Below are 21,134 nucleotides of genomic sequence, written 5' to 3' on the forward strand. Positions count from 1 at the left end.
AGGAGCAGGAACATGCAATTTTCCCCGCGAGATGACCAGGCGTTCCATGGTCAGTTCACCTTCAAGAATTCCGACTACGCCATCCAGCGTTTTCCCTTCCCGTTCCTGGAAGATGAGTACCGTTACTCGGTCAATATCGAGCCACATGTCTTGCCGGGCAAGCCGGGTTCCATCACCGAGCACATGCTGGATATCGATGAGCATTATCTGAGCGAGATCGCCGAGCGTGAGCGGGTGCTGGCCAAGGACCCCAGACGCTGCCTGGTGATGCCACACATGCAGCCGGCAGCCTGGGACTTCCTCGAATTCGTGATGACGCACTACGCCCGGGACTATCCGCAGGCTTTCAGTCTCGAGCGCGACGGCGATGACTGCGTGTGGCGCAACCATCTGCTGGGGCTGGAACAGAGCTTCCGCATGGGCGATGACACCAGCCTGCCACTGCCGCCACTGGACTATATCGGCCGTCAGATGCAGGGCGATATCGCGTTGCTGGACCAGCGCGACGGTGACCTCTTCATGGACGCCGGCATGATCACCTGTCCGGCGGACTGGTCACTGGCCTTCGATGCTGGCATGAGCTTCAAGCAGTGGCATGGCCCGGTGCCGCTGGCGCATGAGATGGGCGTGTTCGATCGCGCGCTCAAATACCTGTGCGCCATTCAGGTCGGGGGGCCGGTGCGACGCCTGAACTGGACCATGACCATCCATCCGCGCATGGACAGCTCCCCGGAGACCTATGCCGAGTGGGGCAGTGATCGCACCACCATCACCGCCGAAAACGCCGGTCGTGATGTGCATCTGCGCGTCGAGCTGCAGACGCTGGTGCGCATGCCGCGCAGTCATGCGCTGTTCTTCGGTATCCGCACCTATCTGATCAGCCTCGAGGACCTGTGTACCAACCCGGTCTGGCAGTCGCGCTTGTTGAAGGTGCTCAAGACCCTGCCGGCGGAGCTGATCGACTACAAGGGGCTGACGCGCTATCTGCCCAGCGTGCTCGAGTGGCTGGAAGCCCGCGAGGCAAGCGTTGCGGCCAAGGCCGAAGCGGCGGCGCAGGCAGCGGTCTAGGCCACGTTGCGGGCAAGCCGCTCTGGCTAAGAGCTCCTGATAAAGAGCTCTCGGCAAACAGCCCTCGGCACCGAGGGCGTGATAGGGCATGGATCGCAAGCCACTGACGAAAGCGCTTGCGAATAACAACAAAGGGGAAACGCTGGTGAATATCGATGTGCTCCAACTCAGCTACGCGCTGGATACGTTCTACTTCCTGATGTGTACCGCGCTGGTCATGTTCATGGCCTGCGGCTTCGCGATGCTGGAATCCGGGCTGGTGCGCTCCAAGAATACCGTCGAGATCCTGACCAAGAATGCGCTGCTCTATGGCATCGCCTGTCTGGTGTTCCTGGTGGTGGGCTACAACGTGATGTATCCCGGTGACAACGCTATCAGCAGCGTGATTCCGGGGCTGTCGTTCATGCTCGGCGCTGACAATACCCTCAGCGACATCAGTGCTGGCGAAGGGGCGGCCTATTACTCCAGCATGGCGGACTTCATCTTCCAGGCGGTGTTTGCCGCCGCGACCATGTCCATCGTCTCGGGGGCCGTGGCGGAACGCATGCGTCTGTGGCCGTTTCTGATCTTCGCGGTGGTGATGGTCGCGGTCATCTATCCGGTGGAAGGCTACTGGAAGTGGGGCGGCGGTTTCCTGGATGCGATGGGCTATCAGGACTTCGCAGGTTCGGTGGTCGTGCACATGGCGGGCGCGGCGGCGGCATTGGCGGCGGTATTGCTGGTCGGTCCGCGCAAGGGTCGCTATGGCGTTGACGGCAAGGTGCGTGCCATCCCGGGCGCCAACCTGCCGATCGCCATGCTGGGCATGTTCATCCTGTGGATGGGCTGGTTCGGCTTCAATGGCGGCTCGATGCTCAAGATCGCCAGTCTCGATGATGCCAACAGCGTGGCGCGTATCTTCGTCAACACCAATGCGGCGGCCTCTGCGGGCATGGTGGCCGCGGCGCTGCTGTCACGCGCCATGTTCGGCAAGACCGACATGACCATGGTGATGAACGGTGCTCTGGCCGGTCTGGTCTCGATCACCGCGGAACCGCTGCTGCCGTCTGCCGGCCTTGCGGTGCTGGTCGGCGCGGTGGGCGGCATCATCGTGGTGCTGTCGGTGGTGGGGCTTGATCGCCTCAAGATCGATGACCCGGTCGGCGCGATTTCCGTGCATGGTTCCGCAGGCCTGTGGGGCATCATGGCGGTGCTGTTCTCCAATCCGGAGGCGGACTTCGGCACCCAGATCCTGGGCACGCTGATCATCTTCGCCTGGATGTTCGGCGCAAGCTTCGTGGCGCTGCTGGTGATCAAGAAGGTCTGTGGTGGCCTCCGTGTCAGCGAGGAAGAAGAACTGGAAGGCATGGACATGCACGAATGCGGCATGGGCGCCTACCCGGAATTCGTCAACATGTCCTCGCCGTCACAGGGGGAAGGCAATGTATCCGGGCACGCTGGCAAGGCGAGTGCTGCGGCCTCGGCTGCGGTGCTAAAGGGGGCGACGCGTTGAGCCCGCACTCCAGGTGCTGGAGTCTCATAGTCTGATGATTCAGAGGCGCAGAATTTGATGACTCAGAGCGTGATGCGCCCCGCCAGCATGTGATACGAGAAGGCCCGCCAATTGGCGGGCCTTCTCGTGTTCCAGGGCGAACGGAGAGCGAACGGAGGGCGAACGGCGGGGGAAAGGTGGGCAAAGGTGGGTAAAGGATAGGAAAAGCAGGCGGAAACAAGAGAGATGATGAAGCCCCCGGGATGAACAAGCCGCGAAGACGGACTCGGCGTCAGCGGCGGTGCAGGCCACCCAGTTCATGATTGATATGGCGGGCGCAGTCCATCAGCGCGCCGCGCAACAGCAGGCGGCGGCGCTCATCGGCCATCATCGCATCAGGTCCCGAGATATTGATGGCGCCGACCAGATGGCCGGTGTGGTCATACAGTCCCGTGGCAATGGCGGTGGCGTAGTCGGAGCGGCTCTCCACCCACCCCTGGCGGCGGGCCTCCTCGATGGCATCCTTCAGGGCAGGCAGATTCTGGGGTGCCGGCGGTGGGTAGTCATCCAGCCGAATCTGGCGGTAGAGCTGCTGCAGTTCATCCTCGCCCAGTACCGTGAGCAGAATGCGCCCCATGGCGCTGACATGGCACGGCAGGCGCGAACCGATGGGGATGTTGACCGACATGCGCTGTGCGGCGAAGGCGCGGTAGAGATAGATGGCGTCCGTGCCCTCGCGAACGCTCAAGTGGCACGACATGGTGGTCTGGTCGCGCAGGGTGTCCAGGTGGGGTGCCACCACCTCGACCAGGTCGCGGCTGGCCAGATAGCTGAAGCCCAGCGAGATGACCTGTGGCCCCAGTTCATAGGTATTGCGGGCGATCTTCTTGAGATAGCCCATGTCGGTGAGAGTGATGACGATGCGATAGATGGCCGAGTTGCTGGTGCCCAGCTCCTCGGCGAAGTCGTTGGTGGTCAGCACCTTGCGACTGCTGCTGAACATCTCGAGGATTCTCAGCCCGCGAAACAGCGCCGGCACGGTGTAATCGTTCTCGCGTGATGTCGCGAGCGAGGAAAGTGCTGTCGGGGTGCTCGCGACATCTTGCCCGCTGGAAAGCGACACTTGGGAATCGGACATACCTGGTTCCTTTGGCAACGTACGACAGGCGGTTGGCGAAACGCAGCGTCCCCGTCGCGGCCTGTGGGGCAGGCAGCGACGGGGAGCGGGTGGTAACGCGAGAGGTATCCGCGGGCGGATACCGGTGTCGCGCCGCAATCGCTAGCCGTGATGATGGGCCAGCAGGGCAGCGGCTGTCACTTTCTGGCCGGAGTATTCGCGCATGGCATCGAGCATGACGCCCCATAGATAGTGGCTGGAGGCGATGTCGAACAGCAGGTGGAAGCAGGGACACGCAAGGCTACCCGCATTGACGATGATGGCATTGGTGCGTGCCACCGAGGTCTGGGCGACGCTTCCCGGCGGGAAGGCCTCGCCGCGCAGATCCACCCCGCACAGCTTGGCCATCAGAGCGGGCAGGGTGCTGCCGCTCAGGCTGAACCAGGCGTGGGAATCACGCCGTGGCAGGGAATGCACGCGCATGCCCTGGGCCAGCGCTTCATCCGCCTGTGCGATGAGCGGCAGCTCGGCCACGCCCGCCTGTGGGGGGATGGTCGGCGCCAGGTGCAGAAACTCACCCACTGACAGCCTGACGAGCCAGATGCCATCTGACTGAAGCGTTGCCGCATTGGGCGTGCCCGGCACCGTGAAGCCCAGCGCGGCCAGCCAGTCGGCGGCGTCGCGGCCGCGCACGCCTGCGCGTCCCAGAGCGCTCATGTCGGCGAGCGCACAGTGACTGAGGGCCGCCGTCGAGACATCTGCCGTCGCGGTCGTCATCGGGCTGACCAGGCTCTCGGGCAGTGGACAGCGTGCAAGCGGGAGGGCGCCGCCCAGCGTGTTCGTCATGGTTGTCGTCATCTCACAGCTCCTGGCGGGCAGACTCGGGATCGAAGAAGGGCAATGCGACGACGTCGGCCTGGACCAGTACGTCGCCCTGCGTGCGGATGGTGATCTTGCTGCCGGGCGTGCTGCTGTCGAGTCCAGCGTAGGCCAGGCCGATTATGGCACCCAGCGTCGCGCTGTACTCGCACGAGGTCACGTTGCCGGTGATGTCGCCGCCGGGCTTGGCGGCGTCTGCGCTCTGTTCACCTCCGCTGAGCACCAGCTGACCTTCCAGCGGTTGCGGGCTGTCCTTGGGCAGCATGAAGCCGACCAGCTTGCGGGTCTGGGGCTGGGCGGCAAGAATATCGATCGCCCGCCGTCCGACGCAGAAGGGCTTCTTGTGGCTGACCGCCCACTCAAGGCCGATCTCACCGGGATGACTCATGCCATCGGTGTCCTGGCCGATGATGATATGGCCTTTCTCCAGACGCAGCAGACGCTGGGCCTCGACACCGAAGGGGCGGATGTCGGCCTGCTCGCCTGCCAGCATCAGCAGGTCCCACAGCGCTTCGCCGAAACGGCTCGGCACATGGATCTCGTAGCCCAGCTCACCGACGAAGCCGACCCGCAGCAGGCGTGCCGGTATGCTGCCGGTGGTGCCCAGCAGCTCGGTCTCGATGTGGCCGGTGCGCAGCTCCAGATAGGGGAAGGCCTGGGGGCTCAGGTCGATATCGCGGCATACCTTGCTCAGCACCTCGCGGGCTCTGGGGCCGGCCAGATTGACGGCGCACCAGGCCGTGGTGACGTTGGTGATATCGACATCCAGCCGCCACTGGGCATTCCACTTCAGCATCTGCTGGTAGACCCGGTCCACGCCGCTGGTGGTGGCGGTGACATAGAAGTGTTCCTCACCGAGGCGACACGACACGCCGTCATCGATGATCACGCCTTGCTCGTTGGCCATGGTGGCGTAGCGCGTACGCCCCACCGGCTGCTTGAGGAAGGCGAAGGTGTAGAGGCGGTTGAGCAGTTCGGCGGCGTCCGGCCCGCGCAGCTCGATGCCCCCCAGGGTCGAGACATCGATCAGGCCCACGCCATTGCGCACGGCCAATGCCTCGTTCTGCATGGCATCATTGCGCTCCTCCGGGCGGCCATAGAAGGCCGGGCGCGCCCAGTGGCCGGCCGGCATCATGGTGGCGCCCAGATCCAGATGGCGCTGATGCATCGGTGTCTGGCGGTAGGGGTCGAAACTGCGACCGGCCAGCAACGGCAGCGGTTCGGCCACGAAGGGCGGACGCGCGGTGGTCACGCCGGTCTCGCTGACGGTGCGCTGGGTGGCTTCGGCGACCAGACGCGCGGCCGGCAATGCCGAATGACGGCCCTGGGAGGGGCCCATGCCCAGCGTCGAGAAGCGCTTGACCAGCTGGATGTCGCGATAGCCGTGGCGGGTGGCATTGAGGATGTCGCGAATCTGCAGGTCTTCATCCAGATCGACGAATTCCTTGCCCTTGGGGTGCGCGAACAGTGGCCAGCCATGCTGACGGAAGGGGCGTGACGGCGTGATGGCTGCCGGCTCATTCGCCTCCGGCGTGACATCCACGACCTTGCCTGCGGCGGCGAGCCCGGCCAGTGCAGACCTGGCGGCACGCTGGCCATCGGCCATCACGTCCTTGAGGTGATAGAGGCCATTGGCGGAGCCCGCCATGTGCAGGTGTGCCGGCAGGCCGCTGAGGCTGAAGCGTGCATCGTCATCCAGATAGGAGAGCTTGGCACCCGCCTGGCAAGCCAGCTGATAGACCGGCATGTAGCCCGCCGTCATGCAGACCAGATCACAGGGGATCACATCCCCTTCGTCAGCCAGTTCGCCGCGCGCGACGATCCTGCGTACCTCGACGCCCGTGACGTGATGCAGCGACTTCTCCGCCTGCGCTTCAAAGATCGCGTGCTCGAGCTTCAAGGCGATGCCACAGTGACGGACGGCATCGGCCAGACTTTCATCATCGGGCTGGGCGCGCATGTCGAGCAGGGCGACGATGTTGACGCCGTGCTCCATCAGGTCCAGCGCCGCTAGATAGCCATCATCGCTGCCGGTGATCACCACCCCTTGCTTGCCCGGCAACACGCCATAGTGCTGCATCAGGCGCTGGGCGGCACTGGCGAGCATGATGCCCGGCAGGTCGTTGTTGCGAAATACCACCGGCTGGTCGAAGGCACCGCTGGCGAGAATGCACTCCTTGGCGCGCACCTTGTAGAGGCGCTTGCCGCGGATCACCGGCAGGTAGTTGTCGGTGAACCAGGCATTGCAGGTCGCCTCGGTCATCACGTCGATGCGCGGATGCGCCGTGACGGCCGCGCCGAGCCGCTCAAGCGTCTGGCTGGCCTCATGTCCTTCGGCATCGAAGCGTGCGTAGGTCAAGGCACCGCCGAGCAGGCGGCCCTGTTCGACCAGCAGCACGCTCGCGCCGCCCTCGGCCGCCTCAAGTGCGGCCGTCATGCCGGCCGGGCCGGCGCCTACCACCACCACGTCGTGGAACAGATAGGCCTTGTCGTGATAGTCGCCGCGCACGTCCAGATTCAGCGTGCCGAGCCCGGCCTTGCGACGAATCAGCGGCTCCCAGTACTTCCAGACGCCCTTGGGCTTGTAGAAGGCGCGGTAATAGAAGCCCACCGGCATGAATTTCGAGAACTTGCCCAGGCGCATGTCGCGGTCGTTGTCCAGGCTGCCAGAGACGTTCTGGGCGGTGACTTCAAGCCCCGGGCTGATCTGGCGCTCATCGCCCAGCACGTTGGGCTCATCCGGCAACTGCACCAGGGTATTGGCATCCTGGCCGGCGAAGGTCAGGGCGCCGCGCGGGCGGTGATACTTGAAGGAGCGCGACAGCAGCCAGCGGCCATTGGCGGCCAGAGCACTGGCGATGGTGTCGCCGGCAAAGCCCTGATAGCTCTTGCCGTCGAAGCTGAAGGTCACGGGCGTATCACGGTCGATCAGTCGGCCCATCGGGGCTGGCAGGCGTGCGCCTCGGGTCATGGGGACTCTGGCGTTCATGCGCGTTCTCCCGAGCTATCCGTGGTGTGCAGTGGGAACTCCACGCGCTGGGTGAAGCGCTCGGAGGGGTCGAAGGTGCGCAGGATCTCGTCGGTCACGGTGTGACGCTCGGCGAGGAACCAGTAGCTGGAGGCCGCGTGCATCCACCATTCGGTGACGACACCGGCGGTGTTGTCGCTGAAGAAGACGTAGTCGGCCCACTCGCGATCACTGCAGGTATCGGGGTCTGGCATGTCGGCAAGCTCGCCGCCATACACGAATTCGCTGATATTTCGGGGCCCATTGAGTGGGCAGGGCATGATCTTCATCGCGGAAATCCTTGACCGTTGTTCTTGTACATCCAGCGTGGGGTGCGCATTCCCGGGCAGTCATCGAGCCTTGTCGGTCGAGCCGTCGCGAGCCGTTGCGATCCATCGCGAGGCCTCAGTGGCTGGCGGCAGTCGCGCCCATCTCGTTGACCTGACGGAAGCGCGCGAAGCGTTCCAGTGCGAAGGGGGCGATCAAATCCGGGGTCTTGCCGCCGGAGGCGACCAGCTCGGCCATGGTCTTGCCGCAGATCGGCGTCGCCTTGAAGCCCCAGGTGCCCCAGCCGGCATCCAGGTAGTAATTCTCGACGGGGCTCTCGCCCATGATCGGGCTGTAGTCCGGCGTCATGTCGGTCGTGCCCGCCCATTGGCGCATCAGGCGAGCCTGGGACAGGAAGGGGAACATCTCCAGCGCCGCGGCGATCAGGCTTTCCTTGAGGTCCAGCGTCGAGCGGGTGTTGTAGAGCGGATAGGGGTCGGAGCCACCGCCGAACACCACCTCGCCACGGCTGGTCTGCTGCACGTAGCAGTGTAGGGCCGAGGAGCTGACGAGTGGATCGAGGAACGGCTTGAACGGCTGGGTGACCATCGCCTGCAGCGGGTAGCTGATGATGGGCATGGTGAAGCCGGCCTTGCTGGCGAGTACCGAACTGTGCCCGGCCACCGCCTGCACCACGCAGCCGCACTGCACGGTGCCGCGATTGGTCTTCACGGCGCGGATCTTGCCGCCTTCGACCACCAGGTCCTGCACCTCGGTGAGCTGGTGGATCTCGACGCCGCGCTTGGCGGCTTCCTTGGCGTAACCCCAGGCGACCGCATCATGCCGCGCGGTGGCGCCATCGATGTGCCACAGACCCGCCATGACCGGCAGGTGGCCGGGGTCCAGATTCAGGGTCGGTACCAGCTCGCGGATCTGCTGGCGATCCAGCATCTCGGTGCGCCCGCCGAAATGGGTGTTGACCTCGGCACGCTGGCGGAAGGCGCGCACGGTGGAATCGGTGTGCGCGAGGGTCAGCTGGCCGCGTTCCGAGTACATGATGTTGTAGTCGAACTCGTTGGACAGTCCCTGGAACATGCGCACCGATTCGCTGTAGAAGCGCACGCCTTCCGGCGTCAGATAGTTGGAGCGAATCACCGCGGTGTTGCGCGCGGTGTTGCCACTGCCCAGGTAGGCCTTTTCCAGCACGGCGATCTTGGTGATGCCGTGATACTTGGCCAGATAGTAGGCGGTGGCCAGGCCGTGCCCGCCGCCGCCGATGATGACCACGTCGTAGCGGGACTTCAGCTCCGTGGGCGGGGGGAGGTCGACTTCGGCCGGATACTCGGAGGACAGGCCGTACTTGAGCAGGGAAAAGGGCATCGGTGACTCCCGGTACGCGCAAACGTACCTCTAGTGGTTCAGGCCGACTGGCGACGCGCGGCAGTCAGGGTGTTGGCGAGCAGGCAGGCGATGGTCATCGGGCCGACGCCCCCCGGGACAGGCGTGATGGCGCCGGCGATCTCGCTGACCGCAGCGAAGTCCACGTCTCCGACCAGGCGGGTGCGTGCCTTGCCGGTGGGGCTTTGCTCGGCGGACTGCGCGATGCGGTTGATGCCCACATCGATGACCACGGCGCCGGGCTTGATCCAGTCGGCGCTGATCATGTTCGGGCGCCCGACCGCGGCGACCACGATATCGGCCTGGCGGCAGAGTTCGGCGGGATTCTGGCTGCGCGAGTGCAGCTGGGTGACGCTGCAGTTGGCGGCCAATAGCAGACTGGCCATCGGCTTGCCGACGATGTTGGAGCGGCCGATGATCACCGCGTGCAGCCCGGAAAGGTCACCGCCGCGTTCGGCAAAGGTGTCACGCAACAGGCGCATGCAGCCGGTGGGCGTGCAGGGCGCCAGGGCATCGGCGCCCTGCACCAGCGCCCCGACGTTCATGCGATGGAAGCCGTCGACGTCCTTGGCGGGGTCGATGGCCTCCAGTACTGCGTCTTCCTGGATATGCGCCGGCAGCGGCAGCTGGACGAGGATGCCATGCACCTCGGGGTCTGCATTGAGTCTGGCGACCAGCGCCAGCAGCTCGGCCTCGCGGGTCTCGCTGGGCAGCACGTGCTCGAAGGACTGCATGCCACACTCGACGGTGCGCTTGAGCTTGTTGCGCACATACACCTGGCTTGCCGGGTCTTCGCCGACCAGCACGACGGCAAGCCCCGGTATCACGCCCTGTTGAGCGAGGCTTGCGACCTCTGCCGTGACTTCCTTGAGCAGTCGCGCCGAGGCGGCCTTGCCATCGATCACGGCGGCGGTGGGCTGTGCGAGTGTCTCGTCCGCGCTCGCGGTGGGTGTCGCTTGGGTATTCATGTCTGCGCTTCCTCCCTTGGGTGACGGCCGATGATTCACGCGTGGTCTGTCTTGAAGGCTTGTTTGAAGGCTTGTGTGACGCCTTGCTTGAAGACTTGTTTGACGCCTTACTTGAAAATCACGGTGCGATCATTGGCGAGGAAGACGCGGTGTTCGATGTGATAGCGCACGGCATTGGTCAGCGCCTGGGTCTCGGTATTGCGGCCCGCTGCGACCAGATCTTCCGGGGCGAAGTTGTGTTCGACCCGCTGTACGGCCTGATCGATGATCGGCCCTTCGTCGAGATCCGCGGTGACATAGTGAGCGGTGGCCCCGATCAGCTTGACCCCGCGGGCATGGGCCTGGTGATAGGGCTTGGCGCCCTTGAAGCCCGGCAGGAAGGAGTGGTGGATGTTGATGGCGCGCCCGGCCAGCTTCTGGCACAGCTCATCGGAGAGAATCTGCATGTAGCGCGCCAGCACCACCAGCTGAGTGCCGGTCTCGTCGACGATGTCCATCAGGGCCGCTTCCTGGCGCGCCTTGGTGTCCTTGGTGATCGGCAGGTAGACGAAGCGGATGCCTTCGCGCTCGACCATCGGGCGCAGGTCGAGGTGATTGGAGACCACCGCGGTGATCCGCATGTCCAGCTCACCCTTGCGGTAGTGATAGAGCAGGTCGTCCAGGCAGTGGTCGAACTTGGAGACCATGATCAGCACCGGCATCTTGTCCTGGCCACCGTGGATCTGCCATTGCATCTCGAAGGGAGCCGCCACGTCCTCGAAGGCCTGACGCATCTGGGCGATATCGCCTTCGACGCCTTCATTGAAGCGGAAGCGGGCGCGGAAGAAGAACTGCCCCTTGTCCTCATCATCGTATTGCGCCAGCTCACTGATGTAGCACTCATGGGTGGTCAGGAAGGTGGTGATGGCCGCCACGATGCCGGACGTCGCCGGGCAGCTGATGGTGAGAATGAAGTGATCGTCTGAGGTACAGGTCGCGTGAGGCATTCTGGGCTCCGATGTCGGCAGAGAGGCATTGTTGTTGTGATGTGAAGAATGTCATTCACTGACGTGGCTGCGGCTCGGTTGTTTCCTGTCAGTGACTTAATTTTCTTCTCAAGTAAATAACAATGTTTTTCTGGCGCTGGGTCAAGCCTGATTGACGCGCCGGCCGGCGTTAGTACTCATGAAATGAAGACAATCATTCACTGATGAATTTTTCCTGCTTTGGGGGAGTGCGGCGCAGGGTGAAACCACGAGGCGGATGAGGGTGGGGCAGGTGCCAGATGAGACACGCTCGTCTCGGGATGGCTACAACTTTCGGATAAGGTGAAAGAAATCGTCATGTCAGGGATCGACAATTGCGAGCTTGAATATCAACACGTTAGTGTCTGCTCATGACAAACCTCGAGGGACGCCCTCCAGGACTCGGTATTCATGCAAGATGACGAGGTAGACACGATGCGCAAGTTGACGATCGCAGCACTGATGGTGGCCAGCATGGCCGGTTCCTCCGTGGCACTGGCCGGCAATCCGACGCTTGAGGCTCACAAGGACAGCGCCAAGTCTCAGTATTCCCAGACCAAGGACAGCGCCAAGTCTCAGTACTCCCAGTCAAAGAACAGCGCCAAGTCATCTGCCCAGTCTCACAAGGCCACGGCAAGCAGCAAGGCATCGGCCAAGACATCACACGCCAGCCAGGCGGCCAAGTCAGCCAAGTCCAGTGCCAGCAACAAGGCGAGCGATACCCAGTCTCGTTACCAGAAGAAGAACTACGCCGACGTGCTCAAGAACGAGCGCCACTGAGGCATGACATCGCTGCCTGATGGCAGCTGAGTGCCCCGAATGATAAAAGCTCCCCGCAGCCTTTGGTTGCCGGGGGCTTTTGCGTTTCAGGCTATTGCGGATGCGATAGTGATTCGCTGAAGGTCTCGACCAGGTGCTGGGCAAACGCCTGCACGCGACGCGGCTGGGCGCGCGCCGGCGGAAACAGCAGCTGCAGCGGTGAGGGCGGAGCAGCGTGCTCCGGCAGCAGCTCCACGAGGCGACCCTCGCGCAAGTCGTCCGCCACGTCGACTTCCGATTTCAGGGCGATACCCAATCCTTCCAGGCACCACTGACGCACCAGTTCGCCGTCATTGGCGATCCGGTTGCCACTGACGGTGACGATCTGCGGCACCTTGTGACTGCCGAAGCGCCACTCGTTGTCGAGGCTCTTGCCGAATCGCATCACCAGGCAGTTGTGGTGCTTGAGGTCCACCGGCGTCAGTGGTGCTGGATGCTGCGCCAGATAGGCGGGGGAGGCGCATATCAGGCGGCGTTTCTGGCCCAGATGCCGCACGCGTAGCGTGCTGTCCATGATGGTGCCGAAGCGCAGGGCAAGATCGATCCCCTGGCCGACGATATCCACGTAGCTGTCCGACAGCAGCAGTTCTATCTCGATGGTGGGGTGCAGATGCTGGAATTCGGTGATGGCGCGTGACAGGGCATTGCGGCCCAGGTCGCTGGGCGCACTGACGCGGATGCGGCCGGTGAGGGTCTGGGCGCCCAGGCGGATGCGGGTCTCCAGTTCCGAGACGCTGTCGAGCAGGCTGCGGGCTTCCTCCATCAGCGTCCGGCCTTCTTCGGTCAGGCTGATGGCGCGCGTGGTGCGGTTGAGCAGCACGACCCCGTAATGGCCTTCCAGCGCGGCGAGGCGCTCGGACACGGTGGTGGGCGACAGCCCCGTCTCGCGTCCTGCGGCGGTCAGGCTGCCTTTCTCGATGATGGTCAGGAACAGGGCGATATTATCCAGCAGCATTGTACGGTTTTTCCGAATTATCTTTGCGTAAGTTGGATGTTTATACGGATGAGGCTTGTGGCTAGGATGACCACATCGCTTGCGCAACTCAAGCTTCCCGATCACGCCACGGAGTGCCTTTCATGACCCAGCTGACCATCATCGCCAATATCCATGCCAAGCCTGACCAGATCGAGCAGGTCAAGACAGCGCTTCTGGCGCTGGTGCCCATCACCCGCGCAGAGGAAGGCTGCCTTGGCTACACCCTGCACCAGAACAACGATAACCCGGCGCATTTCACCTTTTATGAGAATTGGGCCTCGCGGGAACTCTGGCAGCAGCACATGCAGGCCCCGCACCTGGAAGAGTATGTGGCAGCGACCGAAGGCGCGGTCAGCGAATTCACCCTGCATGAAATGACCGCCTTCGACTGAGAGGCGGGCCTGGGCCCTGGATATGGGCCCTGGCTTACCACCGCGGCCATGCAGGCCTGCTCGCTTTCTCCTTCAACAATCCAATTGAGGCAGTCATGACAGACCCCATCCGTATCGGCCATATCGCGTTGTCCTTCCATGAGGCCAGTGCTCGGGAAGTGGCGCGTGTTCTGGAGAGCCACGGCCATGAGGTGACCTTCGCCTCTGCTCCCCACGAAGAGGCCTTCGCGATGCTGGGGCGAGGGGAGGTTGACATTCTGGCCTCCGCCTGGTTGCCGTCGAGTCATGAGACCTACCTGGCCCCCATGCTGGAGGACGTCGACAAGATCGCCGTCATCTATGAGCCGTATTGCATCTGGGGAGTGCCGGATTACGTGCCACAAAGCGCGGTGGCAAGCGTCACGGACCTGCTGCGGGAACCGGCGCTCAGCAAGATGGAGCTGATCATCCAGGGCATCAATCCGGGGGCCGGCATCAGTCGCTTCTCGGCCGAGATGATCAAGCAATATGGTCTGGACGCCGCCGGGTATGTCTTCCGCACCGGCAGCGAAGCGGACTGCTTCGATCGTTACGAAGCGGCGGTGGCGCAGGGACGTTGGGTCGTGGTGCCGCTGTGGCATCCGCAGTTCCTGCATCACCGCTACCGGATTCGCGCCCTCAAGGAGCCCAAGGGGCTTCTGGGTACCCAGGATGACGCCACGCTGGTGGTGCGCAAGGAGGCTCGCCTGCGCATCGGCGCCGCGGCCCTCAAGGACCTCTCCCAGCTCTACATCGGCAATCCTCGCTTGAGCGAACTCGAAGACGACCTGCGTCGCCGCGCCTGATGCGTCGCACCTGATTTATCGCATCTGATTTATCGCACCTGAGTCTTCTCACCTGGATCTCGACAAACCCCGGGCGATGGCCACGTCACCGCCCAGTCTCTTCATCTCATCATCATCGACCCTGCCGGCCTGGCGCACAGCGCCAACCGGCGGGCAAGGAGCCCCCATGCCATTTTCTCGCCTCAAGACAGCCATTATCATCGCCTCGCTGGGCGTTGCCACTGTCGCCAGCGCCACTCAGGCGGCCGCTGACAGCACGGCTGTTAACCCCCAGAACGCGCAAGCCGCCTCCCTGCGCGACGGCACGCTGACCACCGTCGCCGAATATTCGGACACCCGCCCCGGCAACATTACCTTCACGCCGGATGGCCGCTTGATCATGTCCCAGCAGCCACTCGATGCACCGGCGCTGCGCGTGGTCGAGATCACCCAGGACAGCAAGCGTGTGCCGTTCCCGAACCTGGACTGGGCCGATGGCCCGGAAAAGGGCGAGGTCGGCATCGCCTCGATCATCGGCGTGCACTCCGACAGTCAGGGTGTGGTGTGGATGCTCGACATGGGCAGCCAGGACAGTGCGCCCAAGCTGGTGGGCTGGGATACCCGCAGTGATTCGCTGAAGAAGGTGATTTCGCTTGCCGGTGACAGCGTGCTGCCGATCTCCTTCCTGCAGGATTTCGTCATCGATGAGCAGCGCGGCAAGATCTATATCGCTGACATGACCTTTACCGCGCCGGCCTCCAGCATGAAACCGGCCTTCGTGGTGGTGGATATCGCCAGCGGCAAGACGCGTCGCGTGCTGCAGAGCGATGAAAGGCTGATGCCGGTGGAACACGACATGGTCATCAATGGCCATCTGATGGCGGCCAAGGGCGACAAGAATGGTGAGCCGAAGCCCTGGTACCTGGGCTTGAATGCCATCGCCTTCGATCCGGCGGATGACGTCGTCTATTTCGGTGGCGTGAACGGCAGTGAGATCTATCGCCTGCCGGCGGCTGAGCTGGCCGATGACACTGCCACTGAGGCGGAACTGGCTCGCGCCATCACGCCTTACGCCTCCAAGCGCCCCAATGATGGCTTCATCTTCGATGCCAAGCGCGGCGGCATCATCGCCGGTGACGCGGAGCACAACGCACTGACCTTCTCATCGCCGGAGGGCATGTCGGTGATCGCCCAGGATGACGAGCGTCTGCGCTGGCCGGATGGCTTCGCCTTCGCGCCGGATGGCAGTCTCTACCTCACCACCAACCAGCTGAACGCCCACCCGGCACTCAATCAGGGTGTGGATGGCAGTGACAAGCATTACTACCTGCTCAAGCTGACACCCGCCAACTGACCCTTGCTCCCTTGGGGCTTGGTCCTCGGGCAACTCATTGCCTTGGCGCCATGGCTTTCTCGCTAGCCTGTGATCTGCGCAGGACGTGTCTCACGACCGTCCTGCGTTGTCGTTTTTGTGTCTGGCCGGCGCATCTCGCATCGCAAGCCGATGACCCGTCGGCGTCTCCCTGCACGCAACACGCAAACTCGCCATACATTATCCGCTTTATCCGGATTAACCTTGCGGGTGAGGGCTGTTTTTACGCCAAGGCCAGAGAGTTAACATGCTGTCATCGCATCACGGCACGGCCTTTCAGTGCTGCCGTGACTGACATGATCTTTAGGAGAGACTCTGATGAAAGCCATTGGTTACTACGCTGCCGGTTCCGTTGATCGTGACGACGCCCTGGTCGATATCGAACTCGAGATACCGGTCGCCACCGGTCACGACCTGCTGGTCAAGGTTGCCGCGGTTTCTGTGAATCCGGTGGATTACAAGATTCGTGAGAGCCGCGAGCCGGCCGCCGGCGAAGCTGCCGTCATCGGATGGGACGCCGTGGGTGAAGTCGTCGCCATCGGTGACCAGGTCACGGCCTTCGCCCCGGGCGACAAGGTCTGGTATGCCGGTGATCTCACCCGCGCCGGCACCAACAGCGAATTCCACCTGGTGGATGAGCGCATCGTCGGCCATGCGCCCAAATCCGTGGCGGCCCATGAGGCGGCTGCGCTGCCGCTGACCACGCTGACCGGCTTCGAGATGCTGTTCGATCGTCTGCGTGTCACCGAGCCGGTGCCGGGCGCTGCACGTGCCATCCTGATCATCGGCGGGGCCGGTGGCGTGGGCTCCATCACCATCCAGCTGCTGCGTGAGCTGACCGACCTGACCATCATCGCCACGGCGTCACGTCCCCAGACCCGCGAGTGGGTGAAGTCACTGGGCGCGCATCACGTCATCGATCACAGCCAGCCGCTGCCGGCCCAGATCGAGGCGCTGGGCATCGGTGCACCGGCCTTCGTGTTCTCGACCAACTTCTCCGAGCACTACGCGCCGCAGGTCGCCGAATTGATCGCTCCGCAGGGCCGTTTCGGCATGATCGATGATCCGGAGACCCTCGATGTGGTGCCGTTCAAGCCCAAGGCCGTTTCCATCCATTGGGAGCTGATGTTCACTCGCTCACTGTTCACCACTGCCGATATCACGCGTCAGGGCGAGATCCTCACCAAGGTGGCGGGTCTGCTGGACACTGGCAGAATCACCTCCACCGCGACGGAAACCTTCGGCACCATCAACGCCGAGAACCTCAAGCGCGCGCATGCCTTGCTGGAAAGCGGCAAGGCCAAGGGCAAGATCGTCCTCGAAGGCTTCTGATCGAAGCCACTGTCGAGGCGGTGATGTGAAAGGAGTGCGGCCGGGCAACCGGTCGCACTCCTTTTCGTGAAAGACACTCTCATTGCCACCCGGCACTCACAAGCCACCTTGTCTGCTGGTGAGTGCCGAGTGGCTGATACAATGATGGAACCCTGTCATGGGCATACAGCGCCTTGATCATGTGAACCTGCGAACCGGACAGCTGAGTGCCATGCTCCAGTGGTATGGCGATGTGCTGGGGCTGCACAGCGGGCCGCGTCCCGATTTCCCCTTCGCCGGTGCCTGGCTTTACGCCGGGGAAGTGGCAGTCATCCATCTCATCGACATCGGTTGCCTGCCAGCGATCAGCAGTGATGCCAGTCTCCGGCTTGAGCATTTCTCGCTTGCCGCCACGGATATCGAGGCATTCGAGGCGCGCCTGGCGGCGTCCCGTACGCACTATCAGCGTATCGCGCTCGCGGGTGGCGGGCTTGTGCAACTGCACATGCGAGATCCGGACGGCAATCATCTGCATCTCGATTTTGCCACCGCACCCTGCAGCGCCGTGGCCTGATCTGGCTCTTGGAGGTCATATCTGGCTCTAGGAGGTCATATCTGGCGCCAAGTGGCTGCCAGACTTGAGGAAAGCGTGTAGATCGCGCGTTATCCAACCGCAAATTGCGCCGCTGACGCGATAAGCTGATGGTAGGGAATGGCGATCTGGAACGCAGGGTGTCCAGCCGTCAGCAAGATGGCCTGAGCTGGACTCAGCACATCGCACGCATACGCAATCAGCCGAGGAGGCCAACATGGCGAAGCGGTCATTTGCGGTACTGACCCTGGTGTTGTCGTTGCTGGGTGCTGGCCTCGTGCAGGCTGACTCGGCGGGTGATGGCAATGATGACAAGGACGAGGAGCGTCTGCGTCAGAAGCATCATGATCTGGAAGGTCAGGTAAAGGCGCAGCGCGTTCAGGCGCAACAGATGCGGGAATTGAAGAAGATTCAGCACCAGGAAAAGCTGGCTGAGAAGAAAGCGGTGGCAGAGGCTTCGTCGGCACATGTCTGGAAGCGGGGCGGCAAGGTGCCGGACACTGTCGCCCGGGATGATGGCCTTCGGGTCGAGAACTGGCAGCAGCACAAGCTCTCGGAACCCGGCGCCAACCAGCGCTGGCTGCAGCTCAAGAATGCCTTCGTGCTGATGAATACCGAAAGCCAGGTCATCGATGAGATCGTGCTCGAGCAGTGATGCCGCGGATAGCGATGACATTACCTATCACTGATGCAAGCTGTCCTCATCTGGCGACGCTCTGATGGGGCACCCACCCCCTTGCGACCATGGAATGCGCAGGCACCAATGCTTGCCACGCGCCATGGCTTGCCATATCAGCCATTACGAATATCTGCTTCTCGATGTCGTCATTGCGCAACAAGGATGCGTCAAATGGCGACAAGTCGTTGCGAATTGTGCGCAAAAATGGAGGTTGGCGCGCTGGCTTGCCGTGGCGAACACGAGGCGATAGTGTTCTCTCATACCGTTTGTTAACACTGTTTCTTAACTCTGTTTCATGACCCCGTTTCATGACCCTGATTCACAGCCTCGGCATCCCTTGATGCCTAGTACGACGAGGAGGCCAGACATGCGCAATCGCACCCTGACCGTAATGATGATGATCTTTACCTTGATGACCGCGTCGCTGGCGCAGGCATCGCCCAATGACCGCGATAATCGTGGCGGTCAACACAACAGCCAAGGCAACCAGCACAACAGCCACGGCAACGGGCATCAGAAGAAAAAGCAGCAGACGCGTCACGACCAGTCTCAGCGCCATAATCAGCAAAAGCATCAGGCGCAGGCCAGGCATCAAAGTCAGAAGTCACACAACTGGCGTCGCGGCGACCATGTGCCGCGCAGCTACTACTCCAACAAGCGTTACTGGGTGAGTGACTGGCGTGCTCACAAGCTGTCTGCGCCGCCGCAGGGGCATCGCTGGTTGAACATCGATGGTCGCTATGTGCTGGCGGCCGTGGCGGGTGGTGCCATTACCGCGATCATTCTCAATCATTGAGGACAGTCAGACTGTCCGCGTCATGAAAAAGGGGCCTCCATCTGGAGGCCCCTTTTGCGTTTTTGCGCTCGGCCGCTGCTGAGCTAAGCCGGCACAGCACTATTGCGCGAGCAGTGTCTCCAGCGCCTGGGCGACGCGCAGCAGCGCCACATCCTGGCCCTGAGGGCGTGACAGCATCAGGCCCAGCGGTTCGTCGTTCTGTGGTGCCGGCGCCGGAATCGAGATCGAGCTGGCATCCAGGTAGTTGAAGACGCTCGTGTTGCGCAGCGCGCGCTTGTTGAGCTGGGCGAAGAGCGCGCCATCCTGCTCCAGCAGGTCACGGCGCGGGGCACGCATGGCAACGGTCGGCATCAGCACCGCATCGACATCCTGCACCTGCTGAGCGAAGCGTTGCTGGATGGCGGTACGCGGCCACAGGCGTGCCAGATACTCGCTGGAGGTGATGTCGCGCCCGCCGTTCAGGCGTTCGGCGATCAGCGGATCATACTGGGCTTCGTGGGCGGCCAGCAGTTCGTGATGTACGGCGGCCGCTTCCGGAATGACCAGCCCGCCGCGCTGATTGATGGCGTAAGCGGCCTCGATGGCCTCGACCGGCGCACGCTGGAGGCGAACCCCCAGCCCTTCGAGCCGTTCCAGCAGGGCGGCGAAGTCGGCGGCCACATCAGCGTCCACTTCACTGACCAGCTCGCTCTCCGGCACCAGCAGCGTCAGCGGGCGGGTGAGTGGCGTCGGGTCAGCGACCTCATCGCTCAGGACTTCCCACAGGCGGCGACAGCAGGCGACGCTGGGCGCGATGGGGCCGATGCAGTCCAGGCTCGGTGACAGCGGGAAGGCGCCATCTCCCGGCACGCTGGCCTGTGACGGCTTGAAGCCCGTCAGGCCACAGAAGGCCGCCGGAATCCGCAGCGAGCCGCCGGTATCGCTGCCCAGGGTCGCGGCTGCCAGCCCGAAGGCGACGGAGGCGGCACCGCCGGAGGTCGAGCCGCCGGTGATCCGCTCGCCGTCGAAGGGGTTGGGCGGCGTGCCGACATGCGGGTTCAGGCCCAGGCCAGAGAACGCGAATTCACTCATGCTGGTGCGGCCGGCATGCAGGATACCGGCGGCTTTCAGCCGGCTCAGCGCCACAGCGTCCTGATCGGCTGGTTGGCTTCCTGCCAGTGCACGCGAGCCCGCCAGCGTCGTCATGCCGGTCTCGTCGAAGAGGTCCTTGATCGAGACCGGAACACCCCCCAGCGGTAACGACGTCGCCGCCGCCTTGAGTTGCTGCTGAGCGGCGGCCTGCACGCTCATGCCAGCATCATCGCGGCTGATGATGCTGTGGCTGGCACTCTCGCCCAGGGCCTGATGGCGCTCGGCAAGCACCGTGGCGGTCTGCTCGGGGCCGAAACTGCCTGTTTGATAGGTCTCTAGCAACTGCATCAACGTGCGCTGGCGGGGCGGGCGCGCCCAGAATTCACGCGCCTGCTCAAGGCGCTTGTTCTCATCACTCATGCCACCACCTCAAGTTCTTCCACCTCATAATGGTGCTCGATGCGACGACCGGTCTGCGGGTCGATTAGGCGCATGGTAAAGCTCGGGCTGGGGCGGATGCCACCGATTGCCGGCACGGTGCCGCACAGCAGCACGCTGTTGGGGGCCAGACTGCCGTCCTTGGCGATGCCGGCCGGCAGTCGCTCCATCAGGGTGGCGACCGGCAGCAGCTCGGCGAGGGTGCCCTGCTGATAGCGCACGGTCTTGCCGGCGTCTTCGATCTCGCTTTCGATCTCGAGGCTGTCCCAGTGGTCGATGACCTCACTGAGCTTCCAGGCGTGGCGGGCAATCGGCTTGGCGCACAGCTGCTTGGATTCGGCGACGCCGACGGCTTCGAGCTTGCGGTCGGTGTGGTCCGAGGCGATCGTCACCCACAGGGTGCCCTCGGCGTCGCTGACCAGACAGGTCTCGACCTCACCGGAGCCTTCGCCGCCGAGCATCGCGACCTGTGAGGCCTGGGTCAGGGTCTCGCGGGTCACTCGGTAGAACAGCGGTGTCTGGGAGGGCGGCGCCACGCCCAGCAGCTTGAGCTCGTCGATATGGTGCTGCACGCCCGCCTGGTCGCGTCCGGCCCAGCCGGCAATCGCGACGCGCTGGACATCAAGGGTGAATTCGCCGTTGTCATGGGTAAAGGTCAGCATGGGAATCGCTCCGTTATCGGGGGTTGTCGTTGTTCTGTGCAAGA

20 protein-coding genes are annotated in these 21,134 nt (G+C 63.2%); 10 read left to right on the forward strand and 10 right to left on the reverse strand.

Features of this window, described 5'->3' with window-relative positions; translation table 11 throughout:
- Positions 1-12 precede the first annotated feature (12 nt).
- Together AOG28_RS07865 and amt are read left to right on the forward strand one after the other, a co-directional pair.
- Positions 13-1,068 (forward strand): heme-dependent oxidative N-demethylase family protein, encoded by a 1,056-nt coding sequence (locus tag AOG28_RS07865; RefSeq protein WP_054555962.1) that lies wholly within the window; start codon positions 13-15, stop codon positions 1,066-1,068.
- A 145-nt stretch (positions 1,069-1,213) separates the two neighbouring features.
- Complete coding sequence (gene amt / locus AOG28_RS07870; protein WP_200906753.1) at positions 1,214-2,560, forward strand: ammonium transporter; 1,347 nt, start codon at positions 1,214-1,216, stop codon at positions 2,558-2,560.
- 271 nt (positions 2,561-2,831) lie between these two features.
- Here amt and AOG28_RS07875 read toward each other — a convergent pair whose 3' ends face one another.
- From AOG28_RS07875 to purU, 7 genes are all read right to left on the reverse strand, one after another.
- On the reverse strand, positions 2,832-3,677 hold the full coding sequence (locus tag AOG28_RS07875) for an IclR family transcriptional regulator (protein ID WP_054555963.1): 846 nt from the start codon (positions 3,675-3,677) through the stop codon (positions 2,832-2,834).
- Positions 3,678-3,818: 141 nt separating this feature from the next.
- Positions 3,819-4,514 (reverse strand): hypothetical protein, encoded by a 696-nt coding sequence (locus tag AOG28_RS07880; protein ID WP_054555964.1) that lies wholly within the window; start codon positions 4,512-4,514, stop codon positions 3,819-3,821.
- A gap of 1 nt (position 4,515) precedes the next feature.
- A complete protein-coding gene (locus tag AOG28_RS07885; RefSeq protein WP_235506988.1) occupies positions 4,516-7,524 on the reverse strand; it encodes a 2Fe-2S iron-sulfur cluster-binding protein in 3,009 nt (1,002 codons plus the stop codon).
- Positions 7,521-7,832, reverse strand: a complete 312-nt coding sequence (locus tag AOG28_RS07890; protein ID WP_054555966.1) for a sarcosine oxidase subunit delta — start codon at positions 7,830-7,832, stop codon at positions 7,521-7,523. The genes AOG28_RS07885 and AOG28_RS07890 overlap by 4 nt, the downstream gene beginning before the upstream one ends.
- Before the next feature lie 115 nt (positions 7,833-7,947).
- A complete protein-coding gene (locus AOG28_RS07895; RefSeq protein ID WP_054555967.1) occupies positions 7,948-9,189 on the reverse strand; it encodes an FAD-dependent oxidoreductase in 1,242 nt (413 codons plus the stop codon).
- A gap of 38 nt (positions 9,190-9,227) precedes the next feature.
- A complete protein-coding gene (gene folD, locus AOG28_RS07900) occupies positions 9,228-10,175 on the reverse strand; it encodes a bifunctional methylenetetrahydrofolate dehydrogenase/methenyltetrahydrofolate cyclohydrolase FolD (protein WP_054555968.1) in 948 nt (315 codons plus the stop codon).
- A gap of 107 nt (positions 10,176-10,282) precedes the next feature.
- Complete coding sequence (purU, locus tag AOG28_RS07905) at positions 10,283-11,161, reverse strand: formyltetrahydrofolate deformylase (protein ID WP_054555969.1); 879 nt, start codon at positions 11,159-11,161, stop codon at positions 10,283-10,285.
- Between the two features lie 453 nt (positions 11,162-11,614).
- On the opposite strand from purU, the gene AOG28_RS07910 reads away from it, so the two are divergent.
- On the forward strand, positions 11,615-11,959 hold the full coding sequence (locus AOG28_RS07910; protein WP_152965366.1) for a hypothetical protein: 345 nt from the start codon (positions 11,615-11,617) through the stop codon (positions 11,957-11,959).
- Positions 11,960-12,050: 91 nt separating this feature from the next.
- On the opposite strand, the gene AOG28_RS07915 is transcribed toward AOG28_RS07910, so the two are convergent.
- Positions 12,051-12,953, reverse strand: a complete 903-nt coding sequence (locus AOG28_RS07915; RefSeq protein ID WP_054555971.1) for a LysR family transcriptional regulator — start codon at positions 12,951-12,953, stop codon at positions 12,051-12,053.
- A 122-nt stretch (positions 12,954-13,075) separates the two neighbouring features.
- Here AOG28_RS07915 and AOG28_RS07920 point away from each other — a divergent pair, with 122 nt between their 5' ends.
- The 7 genes from AOG28_RS07920 (at position 13,076) to AOG28_RS07950 (ending at position 18,919) form a co-directional block, all read left to right on the forward strand.
- Positions 13,076-13,366 (forward strand): putative quinol monooxygenase, encoded by a 291-nt coding sequence (locus AOG28_RS07920; protein ID WP_054555972.1) that lies wholly within the window; start codon positions 13,076-13,078, stop codon positions 13,364-13,366.
- Positions 13,367-13,461: 95 nt separating this feature from the next.
- Positions 13,462-14,190: a glycine betaine ABC transporter substrate-binding protein gene (locus AOG28_RS07925; RefSeq protein ID WP_054555973.1), complete on the forward strand. Its 729-nt coding sequence runs from the start codon at positions 13,462-13,464 to the stop codon at positions 14,188-14,190.
- A 166-nt stretch (positions 14,191-14,356) separates the two neighbouring features.
- Positions 14,357-15,523, forward strand: coding sequence for an L-dopachrome tautomerase-related protein (locus AOG28_RS07930; RefSeq protein WP_054555974.1), 1,167 nt, complete (start codon positions 14,357-14,359; stop codon positions 15,521-15,523).
- A 336-nt stretch (positions 15,524-15,859) separates the two neighbouring features.
- The gene (locus AOG28_RS07935; protein WP_054555975.1) at positions 15,860-16,873 is read left to right on the forward strand and encodes a zinc-binding alcohol dehydrogenase family protein; all 1,014 of its coding nucleotides are present in this window, start codon (positions 15,860-15,862) and stop codon (positions 16,871-16,873) included.
- Between the two features lie 157 nt (positions 16,874-17,030).
- Positions 17,031-17,426, forward strand: coding sequence for a VOC family protein (locus tag AOG28_RS07940; RefSeq protein WP_054555976.1), 396 nt, complete (start codon positions 17,031-17,033; stop codon positions 17,424-17,426).
- A gap of 235 nt (positions 17,427-17,661) precedes the next feature.
- Positions 17,662-18,099, forward strand: a complete 438-nt coding sequence (locus AOG28_RS07945) for an RcnB family protein (protein ID WP_054555977.1) — start codon at positions 17,662-17,664, stop codon at positions 18,097-18,099.
- A 391-nt stretch (positions 18,100-18,490) separates the two neighbouring features.
- Positions 18,491-18,919, forward strand: coding sequence for an RcnB family protein (locus AOG28_RS07950; RefSeq protein WP_054555978.1), 429 nt, complete (start codon positions 18,491-18,493; stop codon positions 18,917-18,919).
- Positions 18,920-19,018: 99 nt separating this feature from the next.
- On the opposite strand, the gene AOG28_RS07955 is transcribed toward AOG28_RS07950, so the two are convergent.
- Complete coding sequence (locus AOG28_RS07955) at positions 19,019-20,410, reverse strand: amidase family protein (RefSeq protein WP_054555979.1); 1,392 nt, start codon at positions 20,408-20,410, stop codon at positions 19,019-19,021.
- Positions 20,407-21,090: a DUF2848 domain-containing protein gene (locus AOG28_RS07960; RefSeq protein ID WP_054555980.1), complete on the reverse strand. Its 684-nt coding sequence runs from the start codon at positions 21,088-21,090 to the stop codon at positions 20,407-20,409. Before AOG28_RS07960 ends, AOG28_RS07955 begins: the two co-directional genes overlap by 4 nt.
- Positions 21,091-21,134 lie beyond the last annotated feature (44 nt).

This window comes from Cobetia sp. UCD-24C, assembly GCF_001306765.1.
GTDB lineage: Bacteria > Pseudomonadota > Gammaproteobacteria > Pseudomonadales > Halomonadaceae > Cobetia > Cobetia amphilecti.